The sequence below is a fragment of the Cryobacterium tagatosivorans genome (assembly GCF_004402215.1).
Lineage (GTDB): Bacteria > Actinomycetota > Actinomycetes > Actinomycetales > Microbacteriaceae > Cryobacterium > Cryobacterium tagatosivorans.
In genome coordinates this window covers 1-20,377 of sequence record NZ_SOEZ01000035.1, presented here as the reverse complement: position 1 = coordinate 20,377, position 20,377 = coordinate 1, and the positions used below count along the sequence as shown (strand labels likewise).

19 protein-coding genes are annotated in these 20,377 nt (G+C 64.8%); 11 read left to right on the top strand and 8 right to left on the bottom strand.

What is annotated here, in order from left to right; all coding sequences use genetic code 11:
• Positions 1-48: 48 nt before the first annotated feature.
• The 8 genes from E3O23_RS06415 (at position 49) to E3O23_RS18065 (ending at position 7,289) form a co-directional block, all read left to right on the top strand.
• Positions 49-1,203, top strand: a complete 1,155-nt coding sequence (locus E3O23_RS06415; RefSeq protein WP_198415142.1) for an ABC transporter substrate-binding protein — start codon at positions 49-51, stop codon at positions 1,201-1,203.
• Between the two features lie 95 nt (positions 1,204-1,298).
• A complete protein-coding gene (locus E3O23_RS06410; protein ID WP_134489276.1) occupies positions 1,299-1,988 on the top strand; it encodes a cysteine hydrolase family protein in 690 nt (229 codons plus the stop codon).
• 27 nt (positions 1,989-2,015) lie between these two features.
• Positions 2,016-2,786, top strand: a complete 771-nt coding sequence (locus E3O23_RS06405) for an SDR family NAD(P)-dependent oxidoreductase (RefSeq protein WP_134489274.1) — start codon at positions 2,016-2,018, stop codon at positions 2,784-2,786.
• The gene (locus E3O23_RS06400; protein WP_134489272.1) at positions 2,783-4,060 is read left to right on the top strand and encodes a methylaspartate ammonia-lyase; all 1,278 of its coding nucleotides are present in this window, start codon (positions 2,783-2,785) and stop codon (positions 4,058-4,060) included. The genes E3O23_RS06405 and E3O23_RS06400 overlap by 4 nt, the downstream gene beginning before the upstream one ends.
• Positions 4,057-5,304, top strand: a complete 1,248-nt coding sequence (locus E3O23_RS06395; protein ID WP_134489270.1) for a CaiB/BaiF CoA transferase family protein — start codon at positions 4,057-4,059, stop codon at positions 5,302-5,304. The genes E3O23_RS06400 and E3O23_RS06395 overlap by 4 nt, the downstream gene beginning before the upstream one ends.
• Positions 5,291-6,073, top strand: coding sequence for an SDR family NAD(P)-dependent oxidoreductase (locus E3O23_RS06390; RefSeq protein ID WP_134489268.1), 783 nt, complete (start codon positions 5,291-5,293; stop codon positions 6,071-6,073). The genes E3O23_RS06395 and E3O23_RS06390 overlap by 14 nt, the downstream gene beginning before the upstream one ends.
• A gap of 57 nt (positions 6,074-6,130) precedes the next feature.
• Positions 6,131-7,078 carry a polysaccharide deacetylase family protein gene (locus E3O23_RS06385; protein WP_134489266.1) on the top strand — a complete coding sequence of 316 codons (948 nt, stop codon included), beginning with the start codon at positions 6,131-6,133 and terminating at the stop codon, positions 7,076-7,078.
• Between the two features lie 58 nt (positions 7,079-7,136).
• Positions 7,137-7,289 carry a hypothetical protein gene (locus E3O23_RS18065; RefSeq protein ID WP_166790426.1) on the top strand — a complete coding sequence of 51 codons (153 nt, stop codon included), beginning with the start codon at positions 7,137-7,139 and terminating at the stop codon, positions 7,287-7,289.
• Positions 7,290-7,541: 252 nt separating this feature from the next.
• Here the strand turns inward: E3O23_RS18065 and E3O23_RS06380 are convergent, their stop codons facing one another.
• From E3O23_RS06380 to E3O23_RS06365, 4 genes are read right to left on the bottom strand one after another with little or no spacing between them, the layout of a single operon-like run.
• Positions 7,542-8,894: a type I glutamate--ammonia ligase gene (locus E3O23_RS06380; RefSeq protein WP_134489264.1), complete on the bottom strand. Its 1,353-nt coding sequence runs from the start codon at positions 8,892-8,894 to the stop codon at positions 7,542-7,544.
• A gap of 23 nt (positions 8,895-8,917) precedes the next feature.
• Positions 8,918-10,156, bottom strand: a complete 1,239-nt coding sequence (locus E3O23_RS06375) for a M20 metallopeptidase family protein (protein WP_134489262.1) — start codon at positions 10,154-10,156, stop codon at positions 8,918-8,920.
• Positions 10,153-11,322 (bottom strand): amidohydrolase family protein, encoded by a 1,170-nt coding sequence (locus E3O23_RS06370; protein WP_134489261.1) that lies wholly within the window; start codon positions 11,320-11,322, stop codon positions 10,153-10,155. Before E3O23_RS06370 ends, E3O23_RS06375 begins: the two co-directional genes overlap by 4 nt.
• On the bottom strand, positions 11,319-12,209 hold the full coding sequence (locus E3O23_RS06365; protein ID WP_134489259.1) for a MurR/RpiR family transcriptional regulator: 891 nt from the start codon (positions 12,207-12,209) through the stop codon (positions 11,319-11,321). The genes E3O23_RS06370 and E3O23_RS06365 overlap by 4 nt, the downstream gene beginning before the upstream one ends.
• Positions 12,210-12,367: 158 nt before the next feature.
• Here E3O23_RS06365 and E3O23_RS06360 point away from each other — a divergent pair, with 158 nt between their 5' ends.
• Positions 12,368-13,816 (top strand): aminotransferase class I/II-fold pyridoxal phosphate-dependent enzyme, encoded by a 1,449-nt coding sequence (locus tag E3O23_RS06360; protein ID WP_241983358.1) that lies wholly within the window; start codon positions 12,368-12,370, stop codon positions 13,814-13,816.
• Positions 13,817-14,108: 292 nt separating this feature from the next.
• Here the strand turns inward: E3O23_RS06360 and E3O23_RS06355 are convergent, their stop codons facing one another.
• The 3 genes from E3O23_RS06355 to E3O23_RS18060 form a co-directional block, all read right to left on the bottom strand.
• Complete coding sequence (locus tag E3O23_RS06355; protein ID WP_134489255.1) at positions 14,109-14,972, bottom strand: MurR/RpiR family transcriptional regulator; 864 nt, start codon at positions 14,970-14,972, stop codon at positions 14,109-14,111.
• Positions 14,973-15,124: 152 nt separating this feature from the next.
• Complete coding sequence (locus E3O23_RS06350; protein ID WP_134489253.1) at positions 15,125-16,195, bottom strand: TM2 domain-containing protein; 1,071 nt, start codon at positions 16,193-16,195, stop codon at positions 15,125-15,127.
• A 76-nt stretch (positions 16,196-16,271) separates the two neighbouring features.
• Positions 16,272-16,736, bottom strand: a complete 465-nt coding sequence (locus E3O23_RS18060; RefSeq protein ID WP_166790424.1) for a hypothetical protein — start codon at positions 16,734-16,736, stop codon at positions 16,272-16,274.
• 40 nt (positions 16,737-16,776) lie between these two features.
• Here E3O23_RS18060 and E3O23_RS18055 point away from each other — a divergent pair, with 40 nt between their 5' ends.
• Both E3O23_RS18055 and E3O23_RS06340 read left to right on the top strand, forming a co-directional pair.
• Entirely contained in the window at positions 16,777-17,139 is a 363-nt protein-coding gene (locus E3O23_RS18055) for a MarR family winged helix-turn-helix transcriptional regulator (protein WP_241983357.1), read from the top strand.
• A 150-nt stretch (positions 17,140-17,289) separates the two neighbouring features.
• Complete coding sequence (locus E3O23_RS06340) at positions 17,290-19,644, top strand: FdhF/YdeP family oxidoreductase (RefSeq protein ID WP_134489305.1); 2,355 nt, start codon at positions 17,290-17,292, stop codon at positions 19,642-19,644.
• A gap of 129 nt (positions 19,645-19,773) precedes the next feature.
• Here E3O23_RS06340 and E3O23_RS06335 read toward each other — a convergent pair whose 3' ends face one another.
• Positions 19,774-20,073: a DUF6457 domain-containing protein gene (locus E3O23_RS06335; RefSeq protein WP_092324432.1), complete on the bottom strand. Its 300-nt coding sequence runs from the start codon at positions 20,071-20,073 to the stop codon at positions 19,774-19,776.
• Between the last annotated feature and the right edge of the window lie 304 nt (positions 20,074-20,377).

Below are 20,377 nucleotides of genomic sequence, written 5' to 3'. Positions count from 1 at the left end.
CACACCCACAACACCACGAAAGGCATGACAATGAGAAATATCCGATTTATGGCCCTCGGCGTGAGCGCTGTGATGCTCCTCGCCGGTTGTTCCGCTGGCGGCGGCGGTGGCGGTGGCGGTGGTGACAGCGACGAGATTGTTGTCGGCGCTGTCTACAGCATCACCGGGTCGCAGGCATCAATTGACGAGCCCGCCTACAACGGATTCAAACTCGCCGCGAAGGAAATCAACGATGCCGGTGGTATCAACGGCAAGCAGATTCGCGTCGCGTTCTCGGATGCCGCTTCCGACACTACGACTTTGACGAATGTCGTTTCCGAGCTCATCGAGAACGACGGCGCGGTGGCACTCGGCGGAACAAACGACTCCACCTTCGCGCTGGCGGCCGGGCCAATCGCCCAAGCCGCTGGTATCCCGTTCGTGGCATCCGGGGCAACCCTCCCGACGCTGCCTGACCAGGTCGGTGATTACATGTTCATGGCCTGCTACGGTGACGACCTTCAGGCTCAGGCGATCGCGGACTACTCGATGGAGGAGTTGGACGCCAAGACTGCATGGGCACTCGTGGACCAAGCGTATGACTTCACCACCGCGCTCAACAAGTTCTTCCAGGAGCGCTTCACCGCAAACGGTGGCGAGATCGTCCTCGAAGACTCGTACAAGTCGGGCGACACTGACTACTCGGCGCAGATTGCACGACTTCAGGCCCTGCCGACGCAGCCTGACGTGCTGTTCGTCTCAGCAATCCCGAATGAGGCTGGAATCATTACCCAGCAAATCCGCGAAGCGGGGCTCACGCAGCCCATCGTTTCCGGTGACGGCTACGACACTCCGCTGGTCGCTGAGGTCGCAGGCGACAACTCGAAAGACGTCTACTTCTCCACTCACGTCTCGCTCGAAAGCGAAGATGCGGTCGTCCAGGACTTTGTTGCGGCCTACACCGAGGAATACGGGACGGGTCCCGAGAACGCATTCGCCGCCTTGGGTTACGACACGATGAACCTCATCGCTGACGCACTCAAGCGTGCGACCGACGATACCGACCCGGCAGCGGTCAAGGATGCTCTCGCGAGCACCCAGGATCTCGTTGCGGTGACGGGCACAATCTCGTACCCCGAGGGGTCGCGTAAGCCGAGCAAGGCCGTCTCCATCATGCGAATCGTCGACAAGGTCACGACGTTCGTCAAGGTGATCGAGCCCTAACCCAGCGTCATTGGGCGGCTCAGCAGCACCCTCGCTGAGCCGCCCAGCGTGAGCTCTACGCCGCTCTGGCGCCCTTCAAAAAAGGAGAAACAGAAGTGATCATCGTCGAAGGTAAGCAGGTTTATACCGAGCTCGAAGAGCTCGTCAAGCCTTCGCATACCGCGCTCCTCATTGTCGATATGCAGAGAGACTTCATCGAACCGGATGGCGTTTTCGGTCTCATGGGAGTCGACGTGAGCATGTATCGCAAGAGCCGCCCCAGATTGTACGAACTTCTGAAGAGCGCCCGCGAAAACGGCGTGCTCGTAGTACACATTCAAAACACGTCCCTGCCCGGCCGAGCCAGCGACTCGCCCGCGCAAATCCGATTCAACCTGCGGATGCACGCGGATGCCCGCTCCGGAACTCAGCCACTCACATATACCCGTCCGGGCACCCCTGGATTCGAAATCGTCGAAGAGCTCGCTCCGGTCGGCGATGAACTCGTCGTGCGCAAGTACCGGTCCAGTGCGTTCTGGGGGACCAACCTCGATCTCCTGTTGCGCAGTAACGGTATCGAGACGGTAGTCGTCACCGGATGCACAACAGAGGGTTGCGTGGAATCCACCGCTCGCGACGCGATGTTTGCGAGCTACTACGTGGTTCTCGCCGAGGACTGTGTCGCCAGTGACGACCCGGCGCAGCACGACGCGTCAATGCTGCTCATGCGCCACCGTTTTGACACGGCAACGGAAGCCGAAATTCGAACGGTATGGGCAGACAGCCCAGCTGCCCTCACTAGCTAGACCCCAGCAATCGAATCGAGGAGAGCCATGAAGACCGCTGCGACAAGACAAGGACTACTCGCCGGTAAGGTTGCAGTGGTGACTGGCGCGGCCTCTGGTATCGGCGCCGGGATTGCACTCGCTTTCGCACGAGAAGGCGCGGATCTAGCGGTCGTCGACTTGTGCGGTGAGGCAGACGCGAAGCCGGTGCTCGATGAGCTGGCGGCGATGGGTGCTACGGCCCGGTTCTTTCGCACCGATGTGGGCGACGCCGAGGCCGTGTCCGAACTTGCCGGTGCGGTAACCAGCAGCCTGGGGCCAGTGGATGTGCTCGTCAACAATGCGGGGGTTTTCACTCAAGCCCTTGTTGAGAACATGACGGTTGACGAGTGGGATTTCGTTATGGGGGTGAACCTTCGTGGCACGTTCCTGTGCACTCGGGCCTTCCTCGGCGGGATGCTCGAACGCGGCGACGGCCGCATCATCAACATTGCCTCCCAGCTCGGCCAAATTGGTGGCGCCGAAGTAGCGCACTATTCGGCAAGCAAAGCGGGCGTCATTGGCTTCACGAAAGCGCTCGCACGCGAGGTCTCTTCGCGGGGTGTTCTCGTCAATGCGATTGCCCCCGGCCCGATCAACACTCCACTGCTCGATTCCGAAACGGAAGAGTGGCGTTCTGCGAAGCTGGCCGAGTTGCCCATCGGGCGATTCGGCGAGGTCAGTGAGGTAACGCCTACGGCAGTGTTACTTGCTTCTGCCGGAGGCTCCTACTACGTCGGCCAAACTCTGGGGCCCAACGGCGGGGACGTGATGCTGTGAGGATTGTCGATGTCATCTGCGTGCCTGGCCGCACTGGTTTCTACCGCGATGATCAGATGGCGATTCGCGCGGGAGCCGGGCACGACGGCTTTCTCTACACTGGATCCCCGGTCACGCCCGGATTTCGTTCTGTGCGCGAACCGGGGGAATCGGTCTCGGTGATGATTGTGCTCTCCGACGGGCAAGTCGGCGTCGGTGACTGCGCCGAAGTTCAGTATTCCGGAGCAGGCGGGCGCGAAGCGGTGTTCCACGCGGACGCTGCGATCCGGCAGATCTCCGAACGGGTCGCTCCTGCGCTTGTCGGTCGCGAGCTGTACAGCTTCCGCGAGCTGGCCGAGCAGGTTGATGGCGGCCCGCGCGATGCAGACCGCCTCCCCGCCTCGGTGCGATACGGGGTGACCCAGGCGCTCCTTCATGCCGCCGCGCTGACGCGTGGATTGACGATGGCCGAGATCGTACGTGACGAATACCACACCGGGGTCGAGATCCTGCCCGTGCCGCTGTACGCACAAACGGGCGACGAGCGTCGGATAAACGTCGACAAGATGATTCTCAAAGAAGTCGACGTCTTACCCCACGGACTCATCAACAACGTCGAAACCAAGCTCGGGGTCGACGGCGGACTGCTCAAGGATTACATCAGCTGGCTCAGCGAGCGCATCCGGACGGTTCGGTTGAATCCGGACTACAACCCCCGGCTCCACATCGACACCTATGGCACGATCGGCATTGCCTTCTCGAACGACCTGGACCTCATTGCGGACTACCTGGGTGAGCTGGAGAAGTGCGCGTCGCCGTTCAGCTTACGGATCGAGCATCCTATCGACGCCGGCAGTCGGGATGCCCAGATCGAGGTATTCGCAGCGCTGCGTGCCCTGCTTGCTGAACGGTCAATCCGAGTCGAACTGGTTGTGGACGAGTGGTGCAATACTCTCGAGGATATTGAGGCCTTCGTCTCAGCTCGGGCCGCTGACGTGATCCACGTCAAGACCCCGGACCTTGGCGGAATCAACAACACGATCACTGCGCTACTTCTCGTCCGCGCGAGCGGCCTCGCCGCGTATTGCGGTGGGACCTGCAACGAAACCGACATCTCGGGGCGCGTGTGCGCCCACGTCGCTATGGCGTGCGGGGCAGACCAAGTTCTCGCCAAACCGGGAATGGGCGTCGACGAGGGGGTCATGATTGTCGGGAACGAAATGGTGCGAACCGCGGCACTGGCCGCCGCGCGATCGAGAACCTCGGAGTTGCCTCCCTCGGCGGTGGGCGAATGAGGCCGCTTGAGGACGTCCGCATTATCGCCATCGAGCAATACGGCGCTGGACCATTCGGCAGCCTGCACCTCGCGGACCTCGGTGCCGATGTGATCAAGATTGAAGACCCCTCCAGCGGCGGCGACGTCGGGCGCTACGTGGTTCCGCTTCAAGACGGCGAAGACAGTCTCTTTTTTGAAGCGTTCAACCGGAACAAGAGGAGCATTAGCCTCGACCTCTCCACGTCGGGCGGCCGCCGCGTCTTCGAAGACCTCGTTCGCAATAGTGATGCCGTTTACTCGAACCTCCGCGGCGACGTGCCGAGCAAGCTCGGAATAACGTATGACGCACTCAAGCACCTCAACCCCAAGATTGTCTGCTGCTCCCTGAGTGGTTTTGGGATGTCAGGTCCTCGGAGCGCGCAGCCCGGTTATGACTATCTCCTGCAGGGAATCGCGGGATGGATGGACCTGACCGGCGAACCAAGCGGCCCGCCCACCAAATCGGGGCTCTCGGTCGTCGACTATTCGGGGGGCCTGGTCGCGGCCATCGCTCTCCTCTCGGGTCTCCACGCGGCCCGGCGTGACGGCGTGGGCATGGACTGCGACGTGAGCCTTTTCGACACGGCGATCTCGATGCTGACCTACCCCGCGGCCTGGGCGCTGAACAGTGACTTCGTACCCGAGCGCACCCATCACTCCGCCCATCCGTCGATCGTGCCATTCCAGGCCTTCCCGTCCGAGGATGGCTGGTTGGTTGTGGCCTGTGCAAAGGAGAAGTTCTGGGCACGATTGGCCGATGCCATCGGCCGACCAGAACTGGCCGTGGACGCCAGATTCAACAGCTTCGCGACACGGCGCGCGAACCGTGAAGAGTTGACGGACATCCTCGAGGCGGCATTTCGATCCGACACCACCGTGTCCTGGATCGAAAAGCTCACCGCCGCCGGTGTGCCGTGCGGTCCGGTCAACACGGTCCGCGAGGCGCTCGCCGATCCGCACACCCTGGCGCGAAACATGCTCGTAGAGACAGAGCATCCCCGGTTTGGGACCATCACGCAGGTCGCTACCGCGGCTCGAGTCGGCTCGCTCCCGCCCGCTCGAGGCCGAGCCCCCGCGCGCGATGAGGACGGCCCGGAAATTCTGAGAAACCTGCTCGGATACCCCGAAACGAGAATTCGCGAACTGCGCGAGTCTGGGGCTTTCGGCGAACACAGCTCCGCCGTATCCCCGGCGGTAATAGAAACTGGAGATGCCAATGTTTGACCTTACAGGGCGAGTGGCCCTAATCACGGGCGCCGCCTCAGGCATTGGGGCAGCGACCGCGAGAATCTTCGCCGAGGCCGGAGCCGATGTCGCGCTCGCATTTTACCCGCCGGACGGGCACGACATTCGCCCCGTCGTCGCCGCCGTCGAGGCAGCGGGTCGCCGGGCGATCACCGCCCCCGTCGACGTTTCATCCACTGCGGATGTCGAAGGGCTCGTGAGAGCCGCCGAGAACGAGTTCGGGGCCGTCCACATCGTGGTCGCCAACGCCGGAATAGCGCGCACCGTGAGCCTCGCCGACTTGGACGATGAGGCGTGGAACTCCGTAATGGAGGTCGATTTGCACGGAGCTTGGCGCTGCTTCAGGGCTGCCATCCCGTCCATGCAGCGCGAGAAATATGGTCGGCTGCTCGCGACCTCGTCGGTTGCGGGCACCGTCTCGGGCTGGCCCGAGCACTCCCACTATGCCGCCGCAAAGGCCGGTCTTGTCGGGCTCGTGAAGTCGCTCGCTGTGGAGTTCGGCGGCGACGGGATCACGGCCAATGCGGTCGCACCGGGTGTCATTCGCACCCCGCAGTCGCTCGACCCCGTCAACTCGCTCGGCCCCGCCGGAGTGGACGCTGTAGCTAAGAAGGTTCCTGCCGGGAGAGTGGGAGAACCGGACGACATCGGATACGTCTATCGCTTTCTCGCCAGTCAAGAGGCGTCGTACGTCAACGGCCAACTTCTGGTCGTCGACGGCGGCCGCAACCTTGCCGGGCTTGACTAGGCGCGCAAAATCGCGCCGCGTACCAACCCACCGCACAAACACCAGAGGAGTGAGACTATGTCCCTTGATCCGCAGTTTTTCCGCCAGGACGACGTTGCCAACGTTCCTGGTCCACCCCGCGACCTGGTCGGATACGGCGAATTTCCGCCCCGCGTTCGCTGGGCGAACGAGGCGAAGGTCGCGATCCAGATCGTCGTCAACTATGAGGAGGGTTCGGAGAAATCCTTCGCCATGGGCGACGGCGTTAACGACGGAATGTACGAACTCCCGTTCGCCGTTGACGACCAGCGCGACCTTGCGGTCGAGTCAATGTACGAATACGGCGCTCGCGCGGGGATCTGGCGTCTGTTCCGAATCTTCGACGCCGCCAATATTCCGGTCACATTCTTCGCGGCTGCCGTGGCGCTTGAGCGCAACCCGGCGGTTGCGGAGAAGCTCGCGCGCCGTGGCGACGAAGCGGCTGGCCACGGTTACCGGTGGAGCAATCACTACGAAATGACCCGCGACGAGGAACGTGAGGCCATCAGGCGCGCGATCGCCTCAATTGAGAAGACGACCGGCAAGCGTCCCACTGGCTGGTATTGCCGAGAGATGAGCGTCAACACGCGGGATCTCGTTGTGGAGGAGAGCGGGTTCATGTACGACTCCGATACCTACAACGAAGATATTCCCTACTGGACCAGGGTGGACGGCAAGAACCATCTGGTCGTGCCGTACTCGCTGGTGGTCAACGACGCGCGTTACGTCGTCGGAACCGGATACGCGAGCCCAGAGCACTTCTTCGAGACCGCCAAGGCGAGCTTGGACCGTCTGCGCAACGACGGCGACGATGTGGGTCGCATGATGTCAATCGGCCTGCATCCGCGTATCACTGGTAATCCTGCTCGCGCGGATGCGCTGGCACGCTTCATCGACTATGCGAAGCAGTTTGACGACGTCGCCTTTATGCGTCGCATCGACATTGCTGAGAAGTTCGCCGAGCAGGTTCCCGCACCGACTGACTGACGGTTCGCCGATATGTAGTCGCCAGAAATACCCATGTGCCGACGATAGTGATCTCATCATGCGGGCCGACGGTACTGGCACGCTGTCCAGCTACGACCCGTTCGGCCAGTTGATCGACGCCGACGCCGACCGCGTGATCGTGGCCGATCGGGTGGCCGACGGGGCGAGCGTGGTGGCGGTACCGGTGTCCCGAGCGAGTAGGTCGATATGACCGACCAGTCGAGCGTGGACGAGCTGTTCGCGCGGCATCCCGATGTCGCGGTGTTGGTGAACGCGGCCGGTACCTATCCCAACGTGCCGGTGCTCGAGATGAGCTTAGGTCCGTACCTCGCCTCGGAGGCCGCCTCCTACGTCACGGGCAGGGCGCTCACGGTCGAAAGCGGTTTTGCGGAGGACCGGACCTTGCCCCTCTCCGGAAATCTTCGTGGCGGCGGGTCGCGAGGAGGGGCGGGGACGCTCGGGGCTAGAGCTTCCAGCGGGTCAGGGCGACCGCCTCGTCAACGGGCAGCGCTCCGTAGGTGGCCGCGTCGTGGCGCCGCACCGCAACGTAAGCGTCGAGAAGCATCGAGCCGAAGGCCTCGCGAACGAACGCGCTCTTCTCGAGCAGGTCGAGCGCCTCACTAAGGTCGGCCGGGAATGGAGTGACGCCGACCGCGGCACGCTCGGCGTCGGTAAGGAGCTCAGGGTCGACGTTGACGGGTTCAGGCAGCGGGGCTTCAGTGCGCACGCCGTCGAGTGCCGAGGCGATGACCGTCGCGACCGCGAGGTAGAGGTTCGCCGCCGGGTCGGCGCACTTCACCTCGACATTCGATTGCGTCGCCTCCAGGCCGGCGTAGCCCGGCATGAGGCGCACGGCGACCTCGCGATTGCCGACGCCCCAGCAGATCACCGCGCCCGACCAGTTGTGCGGCTGCAGGCGCTCGAAGCTGAGGGTGCTGCCACCGAGGAGGGCGACGCTCTCCGGCATGTGAGCGAGCACTCCGGCGATCATGTGGCCGCCCTCATCGCTCACCCCCCATGATCCCGCCGGATCGTGAAAGACGTTGACCCCGTCGCGCCGGGCCGAGAAATGTATGTGGCAGCCATTCGAGGAGGTCGCTGTGCTGGCGACCGGCTGGAATGAGACCAGCAGCCCGTGGGCTGCGCTGTGGCGGGTGATGACGTGGCGCGCGAGCAGGTAGTCGTCGACCGCCCGCACCGGATCGCGCGGGGCGAACGACACCTCCACCTGCCCGGCCCCAAACTCCGGGTGCAGCTGCTCGATCGGCACCCCCGCCTGCTCAAGTCCTCTCAGCACATCGAGGTGCCATGCCTCGAGTTCGAGGAACGGGCGCACCCCGTAACCCGGCCCGAAGTGCGCCAACACCGGTGCGTCGGCCGAGCCGGTGAACAGGGTGAACTCCATCTCGAGGCCGATCGTGAAGTCGAGTCCGTCGGCCTCCGCTTCTCTGCCCAGACGCTTCAGCAGCGAGCGCGAACAGGCCGGATGCGGGGTGCCGTCGAGTGTGTGCAGGTCGGAGGGCGCCCAGGCCAGCCCGGCAATCGGATCGATCATGGCGACGGCGCCTAGGTCGGGGATACCCCGCAGGTCGCCGACCGTCGAGTCGAGCTCGTCGGTGCGGCACACGTGATCGTCGATCGCGAGAAGCAGAGCGACACTTAGCGAGACGGTGCTGCCGCTGCGCGCGGCGCTCTCGATCTTGCGACCGGGCACCACTTTGAGCCGCGAGACGCCGGCGTTGTCGACATGCGAGATCATCAGCGCCCGTACCGTGCCGAGATCGACGGGCGAAGCCGCGAGTGGGATGCTGGTCATCAAAAACTCCTCGTGCTGGTGGATCAGGCGAGCAGGATGCGAGCGGCCGCGAAGTAGGCGAGCAGCATCACTCGGGCCACCTGCCGCACGCTCGTGTCGTCGGGTGCGAACCGGGGATGGTGGAGGCCGGGCGAGTGCGGATCGCCGTCGCCCGTACCCGCGAAGACCATGAGAGAGGGCATGTGCGCGCTGAAGAAGGCGAAGTCGTCGGCCCCGCACGAGCGCACCGGGGCCGATTCGACGAAGTGGTTGGACCGCAGTTGAGCTGTGAGCCCCACGGCGAGCTCGGCGTTGTTGCGCAGCACGGGCTCGCCGACGCTGATCTGCACGTCGGCGGTGCAGCCATAGGCCTCGGCGGTGGAGCGCACAATCGTGTTGACCAGGCCGTGGATGAGCTTGCAGTCGGACTGGCTGTAGCTTCGGATGGTGCCTTGCAGCGACACCTGGGAGGGGATGGCGTTGTGCGAGTCGCCGCCGCTGATGCGGCCGACGGTGATGACCGCGGGATTCATCGGGTCGACCCGACGGGCGACGACCTGCTGCAGGCTCTGAACGATGGCGGCGGCAGCGAGCACGGTGTCGTTGCCGAGGTGCGGATAGGCTCCGTGCGCCGGCCTCCCGTGCACGAGGATGTCGAAGTTGTCGGCAGCGGCGTTGATGGCGCCAGCCGCCGCGGAGATCGATCCGTCGGGGATGGCGGGCTGCAGGTGCACCCCGATCATCGCGCGGATGTCGTGTACAAGCAGCGTCGGGTCGTCGACGAAATCCTGGGCGCCGGAGGGGATTATCTCCTCACGCGGCTGGAACACAGCCAGCAGCGGTACCGGTGCCTTGATCCTGTCGAGCACCCGGGTGACCGCCACGAGTGCTGCCATGTGCACATCGTGCCCGCAGAGGTGGGCGACGTTCGCCCGCCGCGAGTGCCACGGAACCTCTGAGCGCTCCTGGATGGGCAGCGCATCGAGCTCGGAGCGGATCGCGATCGACGGACCGTTCGCGTCGCCGACCCGCAGCACGAAGCCCTCGTGGATGAATTGCGCACCGGGCATCCCAAGCGCGCGCAGGATCTCGTCGCGGGTGTCGAATTCGTCCCCGCCGAGCCTCGGCTCGGCGTGGATACGGTGGCGCAACTCCACCGCCTCAGGCAGGAACGCCTCGAGGGCGTCGATCGCCATCTGCTCCAGGGCGTCTAGCCGCTCGGCCACGAGGCCGAGCACGCTGCCGTTCTCGGTCTCATCAGCCAGCCGTGGATTCTCGCTCATCGGCGGCCGTCGAGCCCGCGTACCTCGAGCACACGGTCATTGAGCCCGTGGTTTCCCAGTCCGTAGACGCGCCGGGCATTGCCGGCGGCGACGGCCTCGACGATGCGGTCGGCTTCGCCTGCTGTCAGCCAGTCGTCGACCAGCCACTCCTCTGCGATGCGCGAGATGGCGCTGCGCCACGACGTCGCGCTCACGAGGTAGTGCTCGGCCAGGCCATAGGCGTCAGAGGAGTAGAGCACCTTGTGGAAGGGGGCGATCTCGAGCGACTCGCGCACGGCGGAGCCGGCGCTCGGTCCCATGTAGTGGCTCACGAGGCCGACGTCGAGGTAGACGTGAGGGAAGATGTGCGCGAGGCTCCCGGCCTCGCGAATGAACGGGTAGCAGTGAAGCAGCATCATTGATGCGCCCGAAGCGCGGGTGGCGCGGAAGAAGCCGGTCAGACGGGTCGGATCGGAGAGGTGCAGGTGCACGTCGCTATCGCCGAAGCCCACGTGGAACTGGATGGGCTTGGCCAGGGCGACGGCCTCCCAGACGACGTGCGCGAGCAGCACCCGGTGATCGAGTCGGTACCCGGCCTCAGGGTCGCTGCCGGCCAGCCACTCCGCGGCGGCGGCTTCGACCTCGGCGGCGGTGAACGGCGAGTCGGGGATGTCGAAGCCGGTGCGGTACGCCATCACCGATTTGAAGCCCACCGCGCCCGCCGAGGCGCGCTGCAGCGCCTCCCGGAAGTCGGCGAGGAAACCGGACGCGGTGGTGGAGGGCGCCACCTCCTCGGCGATGCGCTCGAGCCGCACGATCTCGGCCGAGCCGATGCCGAGTTCGCCGGTCATCGACGACGGCGACACGACATCGGATGCCGTGAAGCCGGTATCGAGGATCAGCACGTCGGTGCCGGTGGCCGCCATCAGGCGGCGGTTGACCTCAGGCGCGCCGAGCTCGTCGCGCCGGGCGAGGTAGTCGGCGATAGATGCGTGACGAGGCAGATCGAGCAAAGGTGCGCACCGCGAGCGGATGCCCAGCCCGAACGGCGAGTCGAGGGTCTCGATGCCGTCGATGCTGAGCCAATCGGACTCAGTGGCGAGCAGCCGGAACTCGGCGGCGGGCAACGCGCCGAAGAGCAGGCCATGGCAGTGGTGGTCGACGAGTCTGACGTCGGATGCGATCATCGGGCGGTGTCTCCGGAAGGGGCGTCGGCGGCTTCGAAGCGCGAGCCGTACTGGTTGCTGAAGCCGAGGCTGTCCCAGGCCGCGTCGTAGCGGCGCATCCGCTCCACCGGGGTGTTGCCGAGCGAGTCCACGACACCGGCCAGGAGCGCCTCGGTGACGGCCATCGCCGGCACCATCGAGTCGAGCGGATGTGGTGCGTCGATCGAGCAGGTTAGGACGGCATCGGCTTGCTCGGCCAGGGGGCTCATCCAGCGGTCGGTGAGCAGCACGATCTTCGCCCCGCGGGCCTTCGCCTCGCGGCCGAACTCGATCGAGCTCGACTGGTACCGGCGCAGGTCGACGATCACGATCACATCGTTCAAGGTGATGTCGGCGAGCATCGTGGTGCGATCTTCGACGGTGAGGTAGCTGGTGTGCGGCCGCAGCACCTCGAGTTGCAGGATGAGGTTCCTGGCGAGGATAGACGAGAACCGGCCGCCGGTGGCATAGATACGGTTCTTGGCGGCGGAGAGCATCGCGACGGCGACATGAAAGTCGGCCGGGTTCATCGCCTCGAAGGTCTCGATGATGCCGCGGCTGAAGGCGGCGCGCGAGCGCATCAGCGGGTCTTCGTCTGCTCCATAGTCCGAGAGCTGCTCGATGGGGGCGAGCGAGCGTTCGTAGAGCTCCTGGCGCAGCGCGTCCTGAAGTGCGGTATATCCGTTGAAGCCGATGCGTTCCATGAGGCGCAGCACGGTAGGGGCGCTTACACCCGCATCGGTTGCGAGGCTGGCCACCGTGTCGAGCGCCGCCGCAGGATAGTTCGCCAGCAGTGCCCTGGCCACCATCATCTCGGCACGCGGCAGGGTGGAGAGATGCGCTCGAATGAGCTGCGAAACCGTCTGCATGTAACAAACATACCGTAATTTCCATTCATAGTTCACAGATGTAACGTCTCATTCATAATCGCTCCGCAATCCCGAGGTCAGCCATGCCAGAAGCAGCTAGTTCCGTTCTCGCAACCGCCCAGAATTCGCGCGACGAGCCGTTCGATTTGCAGTCGAGTGTGCCTTATGCCGATGCCCTCGTGGCCTACGCCGAGCGGCATCGCACACGACTGCACCTCCCCGGCCACGGCGGCGACACGGCCGGGGTCACCGCCGTGACCGAGTTCTTCGGTGGACGGCTGGCCGAGCTCGACTTCATGCCGATGATCCGCGGAATCGACCTCGGCGCGGCCCCCACGGCGCTCGCCCGGTCGTTGAAGCTGGCAGCGAAGGCCTGGGGTTCGCGCCGCACCTGGTTCCTCACGAACGGGGCCTCGCAGGGCAACCAGGTCGCCTCGATCGCCCTGCGCAGCCTCGGCACCGAACTACTGGTGCAGCGCTCGGTGCACTCCTCAGTGATCGACGCGATGATGATGACCGGCGCGAACGCTCGGTTCGTCCGCCCGTGGATCGACGACGATCTCGGCATCGCGCACGGGGTGACCGCCGATGACGTGCGGCAGGAACTCGTGCGGATGCGGGCGGAGGCCGGCGCGCCGGTGGCCGTGTTCGTGGTGTCGCCGAGCTACTTCGGATTCGTCTCCGATATCGCCGCGATCGCCGAGGTCGCGCACGCTGCGGGCATCCCACTCGTGGTCGACGAGGCCTGGGGTTCGCACCTGGGCTTCCATGACGACCTTCCGACGAACGCGCTCGCGAACGGAGCCGATCTCGTCATCTCCTCCACTCACAAGCAGGGCGGCTCGCTAACCCAGTCAGCCATGATCCACCTGGGCGACGGGCCGTTCGCCGACCAGCTCGAGCCATTGATCGACCGCGCCCATCGAGCGGTGCAGTCGACCAGTGAGAGCGCCGTGCTCCTGGCCTCGCTCGACCTCGCCCGGCGCGCCCTCGTCACACGGCCCGCCCGGGTGCGGCGGTCGATCGACTTTGCCGATTCGATCCGTGACCAGGTGCGGAGCCGCGGGCGGTTCACGATCGCCTCCGACCAGTTCCACGAGGTTCCCGGCTGGTATGCAAACGATCCGCTCAAGGTCGTCATCACCACGATCTACGGTGGCATCACGGGCCACGAGGCGCGTTCGATCCTCGACGAGGAGCACGACGTACTGTTCGAACTCGCGAACGAATCCACCCTGGTGGCGGTGATTGGGGCGGGTGCAGACCATGACGCGGGCGGCGTACTCGACATCTTGCACGGGCTGCCATCGACGCACCGGCCGGGGGCCCGCAATCCGCTGCCGGTTCCGCCCGGCGGACCCCGCCGGATGAGCGTGCGCGAGGCGTTCTTCGCGCGCACCGAGATCGTGCCGGCGCACTCCGCCATTGGTGCAGTGTCGGCGGATACGGTCGCCGCCTACCCGCCCGGCATCCCGAACCTGTTGCCCGGTGAGGAGATCACCTCGGCTGCTGTGGAGTATCTGCAGGCCGTGGCGGCGAGCCCCAACGGCCACGTGCGCGGCGCGTACGACCCCGGTGTCACCGGGCTCCGTGTCGTCGTCAATTGAAATCGGATCGGGCGCAGATTTCGCCCGTGTGTAATATTCATGAACTGGAGTTACAAATCGGAACAGCGATTACATTCCAGGTTCCAGGTGCCGTGATTGTCCGGTGCGGATAGACGGCTGCAGTCGCGGGTGAAAGCAAGAAGACGACCGCTTTGGCAATCACTTCTTGCGCGCACTGCGGCATAGGCCGAACGCGGTAGGTGGCCCGGCGGGCTTCGTCCTGCCCCGCGCATGCCTGGCCACCGCAGTCGGTGAACTGATTGCTCAGCCCTGGTCGTTCATCCTTGTTCGTTCAGCCCTGTTCAGCCCGGGCCTGTACAGCCGCCGGGAAGCCTCCGGTCGTCCACGCGACGTCGTATCGCTTCAGACGGTCGAGCGGCTGATCGCCGAGGCGGTCGACCACGCCCGCGACGATCGCCTCGATGAGAGCCATCGCGGGAACCAACGAGTCGAGCGGATGCGGCGCGTCGAGCTGCGCCGACAGCACATGGTCGGCCGAGTCGGCGAGCGGCGACTGCCACTTGTCGGTGATGAGGATCAGGGTGGCTCCACGTTTCTTCGCCTCGCGACCGAAGTTGATCGTGTTCTGCTGGTAGCGGCGCAGGTCGATCGCCACGATAACGTTTCCCCGGCCGAAGTCGGCGAGCATGGTCGGCCTGTCCTCGACACCCAGGTAGTGGGCGCCGGGCCGCACGATCTCGAGCTGGAGCACGAGGTACTTCGCCACCACGGAGCTGAAGCGCCCTCCGGTGGCGTAGACCGTGCTGCGCGGTGACGAGATGGCGTTCACTGCGGCGACGAAGGCCTTCGGATCGACGGTTCGGAGGGTCTCGTCGATCCCCCGCACGAAGACGGCGGGCGAGCGGGTCATGGCGTCCGCGTCGGGCGCGTGGTCGTCGATCTGGCGTAGCGGCGAGAGCGAGTGCTGGTCGAGCTCTTTCAGCAACATCCGCTGGAACGCCGGATACGACTCAATGCCGACGCGCTGAACGAGCCGCAGCACTGTCGGGGCGCTCACCCCCGCCTCTTTGGCCACCGCGGCCACCGTGCCGAGGCCGGCGGCGGGGTAGTTCGCGAGCAATACGGCCGCCACGCGTCGCTCGGCCCGCGGGAATGAGGTGAGGCCCGACCTGAGCAGGTGCGACACGGGGTCCATGGGCGCAATGCTACCGCTCTGCTACCGCGCCGTCCTTGAGACACCTCGCCAGATATCCGCGCCTGCTGGGTGTCGTAAACAGCTGACAGATAGATGAGAAAGAAATCGCTCCTGAGCGATACTCAGGAGCGATCTCTTGCGACGACGTGTGACTATTCGGCCTTGAGCGTCCACTGGCCGTCGGCGTTGACTACGATCACCGAAGGTCCGGAGCTGAGCGGGACCGTGCCCGAGTATGCTCCGATCTCATTGATGAGCAAACCGAAGCTGAAGTCCTCCCCAGTCTGCTCGGTCACCGCGAAGTTGCTGGAACCCGCATGCGTGGCAGCGAGCTTCCCAGCGGGCCCTTCATAGAGGAACACTCGGTCTCCGGCGCCCGAGGCGAGGAGCGCCGGTGCCGCGGAGACCGGAGCGATGGTCACGCTCCATTTTCCGTCTGCCGAGATCTCAAGAGTCACGCCATCGCCGAGGGAGTTGAAGCCGAAGGCGCTCGTCCCCGCGTACCTGCCGATGGTGTTCACCAGAAGCTGACCGGTGGAGGCGTTGGACGCATCCAACACCGAGATCGCGAAGTTACTGCCGCCGTCGTGGGTGGCGGTGACGATTCCGGCCGTGGCGCCGGCCGGCAGGGTGACGAGGTTGTCGCCGGTGCCGGTCTGCGTGACGGGGGCGAAGGTGCCAAAGCTGTCGTCCGCCCAGGACTGGACCGTTGCGACCTCCGCGGGCGGCTCTTCTACTGGTGCCTCCTCGACGGGCGCCGACGCATCCTCGTTCTCCAGAGGCGCGACCGCTGCCGGGCTGTCGCTCGGGCTCGCCGCGTTGGTGACACCCGAGATGATCATCGACAGAACGATCCCGGCGGCCGTGATGATCCAGGCGATCTTCTTGTTGGCGTCGTACCCGGCGAGCTTCCGGCCCTGCTTGTCCCGCTGGGCTCCGGCGAGAACGAGGATCAGGTCGACGAGCCACCAGATGCCGAACCCGGAGAGGGTGAACAGTTTGAGCAGGCCCGTGCCGACCTTGCCGAGGTAGAAACGGTCCACGGCGAAGAATCCGAGCAGCCAGGCGAACAGCCAGGTGACCACGAAGGACTTGTCCGATGCGATCGCGTTGACGGCGCCCACGGGGGCGTTCTCCTGCGCTGCTGGGTAGGTCGGGGGGATCGACTGTTCCCGCTGATCGTTCGGGATGCCGGCTGGGGTCGAGTGCTGGTTGTCGCTCATGGTGTTGATCTCCTTGTGTTGGCTGCGATTGAGGTGCTTGGCGCGGATGCGCCAGCCGTTCGGCGGGCGTCGCCGGTCATTTCTCCACGACCACGACCTCGATCACGATGTCGAGGCCGTTGTCGGGGTGGTACCCCCACGAAGCGGAGAAGTCATCCCAGGTCGCCGTCTGGCGTCCGTCGAGGGCGCGGGTGCCCTCCAGACGGTTGATGACGCTGTCGGGGGTGTCGAGTTCGCCGAAGATGCAGGCGATATCGGAAATGTCGGCGCCCTCCGCCTCCTCGCCCTCGCTGTTCATCGAGATGCTTCGGCCTTCGTCGCCGACGTTGATCCAGGAGTTTGTTTCAACGTCGCATTCCGTGGCTGCGGCCGCCATCGGGCTGGACGTCACGAGCGATCCGATACCGCCGGCAACGGATGCGACGAGAAGCGAGCCGACAATGCCGACGACGAGGCCGAGTCCCATGCCGGTCGCGCCGAGCCGGAGCTCACGAGGGGTGAACGCAGGTGGACCAGCCGGCGCGGATGCAGCTGGGCTCACCGCCAGCGAGCTTCGCGCACTGTTCCGGGTCGCTGCCGAAGTGAGCGTCACGCCCAAGAAACTCGCCGGCTACCTGAATATGACCACCGCGGCGGTCACCTTCATCTCGCGCCGACTCGTCGATTCAGGGCTGCTCCACCGGGTCAACAATCCGAACGATCGTCGGAGCCTCTACCTCGAACTCACGCCTCTCGCGCACCAGATGATGCGCGATGTCCATCGCGACTTCGTCGCGCTCCTTGAGGCGGCCACGAGCGACCTGGATCGCACCGAACTCGACACATTCTCCGCGACACTCCAGTCGGTGGCTCGATCGATGGTGCGCCACTCCGCTCGTGCCGACACGTCCGAGCCCCGCGAAGAGCTCCGCCCCGGCAGTGCGGGCTCGACAACCCACCTCTAGCGATCCTTGGGGGGTGAGAACCTTTCGTTTTTCACTCCAGAGCGAGCAGGCTCTTCGCCTCCAATCCCGGCTGAGGTCTTGCAACACCTGGCCAAGGCTGTTACTGCTGAAGGACACAGCTTAAGTGGGGCTGTCGGAAGGGTAGGGACCATGACTCGCGAGCATCCCTCAGTGTCAGAGCCAGACGACACCGACCTCGAGGTCACAAAACCGAAAGACTGGGCCGCGGGCGTGCCCGGCGTGTACCACTCCATGAAACCGGCGCTGGAAAAACTGGGCGTCATCCGCACCGGCAAGACGATGCTCGCCCTCAACCAGAAAGACGGCTTCGACTGCCCCAGTTGCGCCTGGCCCGACCCGAATCACCGCAAGGCCTTCGAATTCTGCGAGAACGGCGCGAAAGCCGTCACCTGGGAGGCCACTCCGGTCATCATCGAATCGGACTTCTGGGCCCAGCATTCCATTGACGACCTGCTGGAGAAGTCGGAATATTGGCTCGGAATGCAGGGGCGCCTCACCGAGCCGGTCTATAAGCCCGCAGGCGAGAACCACTACCGACCGATCAGCTGGGCCGACGCGTTCTCCGTGTTGGCCACGAAGCTCAACGGTCTCAAATCCCCGGACGAGGCCGCCTTCTACACGAGCGGGCGCGCCTCGAATGAGGCCGCGTTCGCCTACCAACTCTTCGTGCGCGCTTTCGGCACGAACAACCTGCCTGACTGTTCCAACATGTGCCATGAGTCAACCGGATGGGCCATGGGCCAGACGCTGGGCATCGGCAAGGCCACGATCAGCTACGACGACTTTGCCCAGGCCGATCTCATCATCATTATGGGTCAGAATCCGGGAACGAACCATCCGCGGATGCTGACGGCCCTGGAAGAGGCGAAGGACTCCGGCGCGGAGATCGTCGCCGTCAATCCCCTGCCGGAGGCCGGCCTGCACCGGTACAAAAACCCGCAGCGGGTCAAGGGAATCATCGGACGCGGCACCCCCATCGCCGACCAGCACGTGCAGATCCGGCTGGGCGGCGACATGGCGCTGCTGCAGGCGGTCTCCAAAAAGGTGCTGGCCGCCGAGGCGCAGAATCCCGGAACTGTGCTGGACCACGAGTTCCTGGCGAAGTACTGCTTTGGCCTGGAAGATCTCACCCGGCACCTGAACCTGCTCGACGAGCAGACCGTGCTCGAGGCCACGGGACTTGAGGAACACGAGATCGACGAATTGGCCGCACGCTATCTCAAGGCCGATCGCGTGATCGTGACCTGGGCCATGGGCCTGACGCAGCAGAAGAAGGCTGTCGCGACCATCAAAGAGATCATCAATCTGCTCTTGTTGCGCGGAAACATCGGCAAACCCGGCGCAGGCGCCTCCCCGATTCGCGGTCACAGCAATGTGCAGGGTGACCGCACCATGGGCATCTGGGAACAAATGCCGCCGGCATTCCTGAACGCCCTCGAGCGGGAGTTCGGGTTTGAACCGCCCCGGGAACACGGTGCGGACGCCGTCGAGACAATCACAGGGCTGCGCGACGGTGACATCAAGGTGTTCATGGCGCTCGGTGGAAACCTGGTCGCGGCAATCAGCGATACGAACGCGGCCGAGGCCGCCATGCGGGGCGCCGAGATGACCGTGCAGGTGTCCACGAAACTCAACCGGTCCCATGTGGTCACCGGCGCCGAGGCACTCATCCTGCCCACGATGGGCCGCACCGAGATCGACATGCAGACCTCAGGGCCGCAGTTCGTGTCGGTCGAGGACACCGTCAGCGCCGTGCATCCGTCGTGGGGAAAAATCGATCCGGTGGCACCCGGCCTCCTTTCGGAGGTGGCGATCATCTCCAGGCTGGCGCGGGCCGTTCTCGATGACAAAGTGAAGGTCGACTGGGACGGTTTCGAGCAGAACTACGACCTCATTCGCGACCACATCTCCCACGTGGTCGACGGATGCGAAAACTACAACCAGAAGATCCGTCAGGAAGGCGGATTCATGCTTCCCAACGGCCCGCGGGACTCGCGCACCTTTCCCACGCCCATCGGCAAGGCAATACTCACCGTCAACGATCTCGAGCACGTCGATCGCCCGCCGGGCACCCTCATTTTGCAGACGCTGCGCTCGCACGACCAGTTCAACACCACGATCTACGGGCACAACGACCGGTATCGCGGCATCAAAAATGGCCGCCACGTGGTCTTCGTGAACCCCGATGACCTCGCCGAGCTGGGCCTTATCGATGGCCAGTTCGTGGATGTGCACGGGGTGTTCAGCGACAAGATCCCGCGGGTCCTGCGGAAATTCCGCTTGGTGTCCTACCCCACCGCTCGCGGATGTGCCGCGGCCTACTATCCCGAGGCGAATGTTCTGGTTCCGCTTTCTCACCTCGCCGAGGGCAGCAATACCCCCGTGTCGAAGGCGGTGATCGTGCGGCTCGATCCGGTGGAAGCGGATGCGGACAAAGCGCCTAACGCGGCTCGTAACCGGTCGGGGGCGGCCCTGCCGAGCTGACCGCCGGGGCACGGCTCTCGGCCGCGCGGCCCGGGACGGTGCCGTGCCGCCGTGCGGCCGTGCGTCGGGCGGCGGCGTCCCGGACCACCCGGACCACCCGGACCATCCGCGCCACCCAGGTCGCCAGGGTTACTGAGCCGTGTCAGCCCAGCCGGTTGCGGTGGGCTCTGCGAGGACTTGCCGTGCCACGGCGGCGGCTGATTCCACTGCCGCTGTCGCGTTTTTCTCGCCCGTAGCCGCCGCTAGTCCGGCCGCGTAGCCGACAACGAAGGTGCTGATGGGACCCGCTGACGGGCTGACAACGCTCGATTCCTCCGCGAGGTCAAGCAGCAGATTGCGATCAACCTGAAGGTCGAGAATCTGCAGGGCCTGGGTGAGCTGGCGGCTCCAGTCACGCAGTTCAGGTTCGCGGGCGTCATGGTCCGTCATCGTGGCTCCTTGATTCGGCAGTAGGCGCAGGTATGCTCTCAGGGTTATCACCGATCGTGTTTCTTCGATACCCAGTGCGCGCGCCGAGCCCATGAATCCGAAAGCCACACCGAGAGCGTGAGCGTGTTCGCGGCGACGTACTGAATAGTCCGTGGTCTGAAGCCGCGTCTCGGCATGAGTGAGACCGCCTGGCTGCCACGGGGCAGACTAGGGCGTGTCTCCTAATCGAATCGTGATTCGTTTGGGAGGCTGGAGGAATGTCGCGTACTGCTCTGCTGACCGATGACCAGTGGACTCGGATTGA

Coding starts and splice junctions, on each gene's coding strand:
- E3O23_RS06415 (WP_198415142.1), top strand. CDS start 49: ATGGCCCTCGGCGTGAGCGCTGTGATGCTCCTCGCCGGTTGTTCCGCT.
- E3O23_RS06405 (WP_134489274.1), top strand. CDS start 2,016: ATGAAGACCGCTGCGACAAGACAAGGACTACTCGCCGGTAAGGTTGCA.
- E3O23_RS06395 (WP_134489270.1), top strand. CDS start 4,057: ATGAGGCCGCTTGAGGACGTCCGCATTATCGCCATCGAGCAATACGGC.
- E3O23_RS06390 (WP_134489268.1), top strand. CDS start 5,291: ATGCCAATGTTTGACCTTACAGGGCGAGTGGCCCTAATCACGGGCGCC.
- E3O23_RS06385 (WP_134489266.1), top strand. CDS start 6,131: ATGTCCCTTGATCCGCAGTTTTTCCGCCAGGACGACGTTGCCAACGTT.
- E3O23_RS18065 (WP_166790426.1), top strand. CDS start 7,137: ATGCGGGCCGACGGTACTGGCACGCTGTCCAGCTACGACCCGTTCGGC.
- E3O23_RS06380 (WP_134489264.1), bottom strand. CDS start 8,894: ATGACCAGCATCCCACTCGCGGCTTCGCCCGTCGATCTCGGCACGGTA.
- E3O23_RS06375 (WP_134489262.1), bottom strand. CDS start 10,156: ATGAGCGAGAATCCACGGCTGGCTGATGAGACCGAGAACGGCAGCGTG.
- E3O23_RS06370 (WP_134489261.1), bottom strand. CDS start 11,322: ATGATCGCATCCGACGTCAGACTCGTCGACCACCACTGCCATGGCCTG.
- E3O23_RS06365 (WP_134489259.1), bottom strand. CDS start 12,209: ATGCAGACGGTTTCGCAGCTCATTCGAGCGCATCTCTCCACCCTGCCG.
- E3O23_RS06355 (WP_134489255.1), bottom strand. CDS start 14,972: ATGGACCCCGTGTCGCACCTGCTCAGGTCGGGCCTCACCTCATTCCCG.
- E3O23_RS06350 (WP_134489253.1), bottom strand. CDS start 16,195: ATGAGCGACAACCAGCACTCGACCCCAGCCGGCATCCCGAACGATCAG.
- E3O23_RS06340 (WP_134489305.1), top strand. CDS start 17,290: ATGACTCGCGAGCATCCCTCAGTGTCAGAGCCAGACGACACCGACCTC.
- E3O23_RS06335 (WP_092324432.1), bottom strand. CDS start 20,073: ATGACGGACCATGACGCCCGCGAACCTGAACTGCGTGACTGGAGCCGC.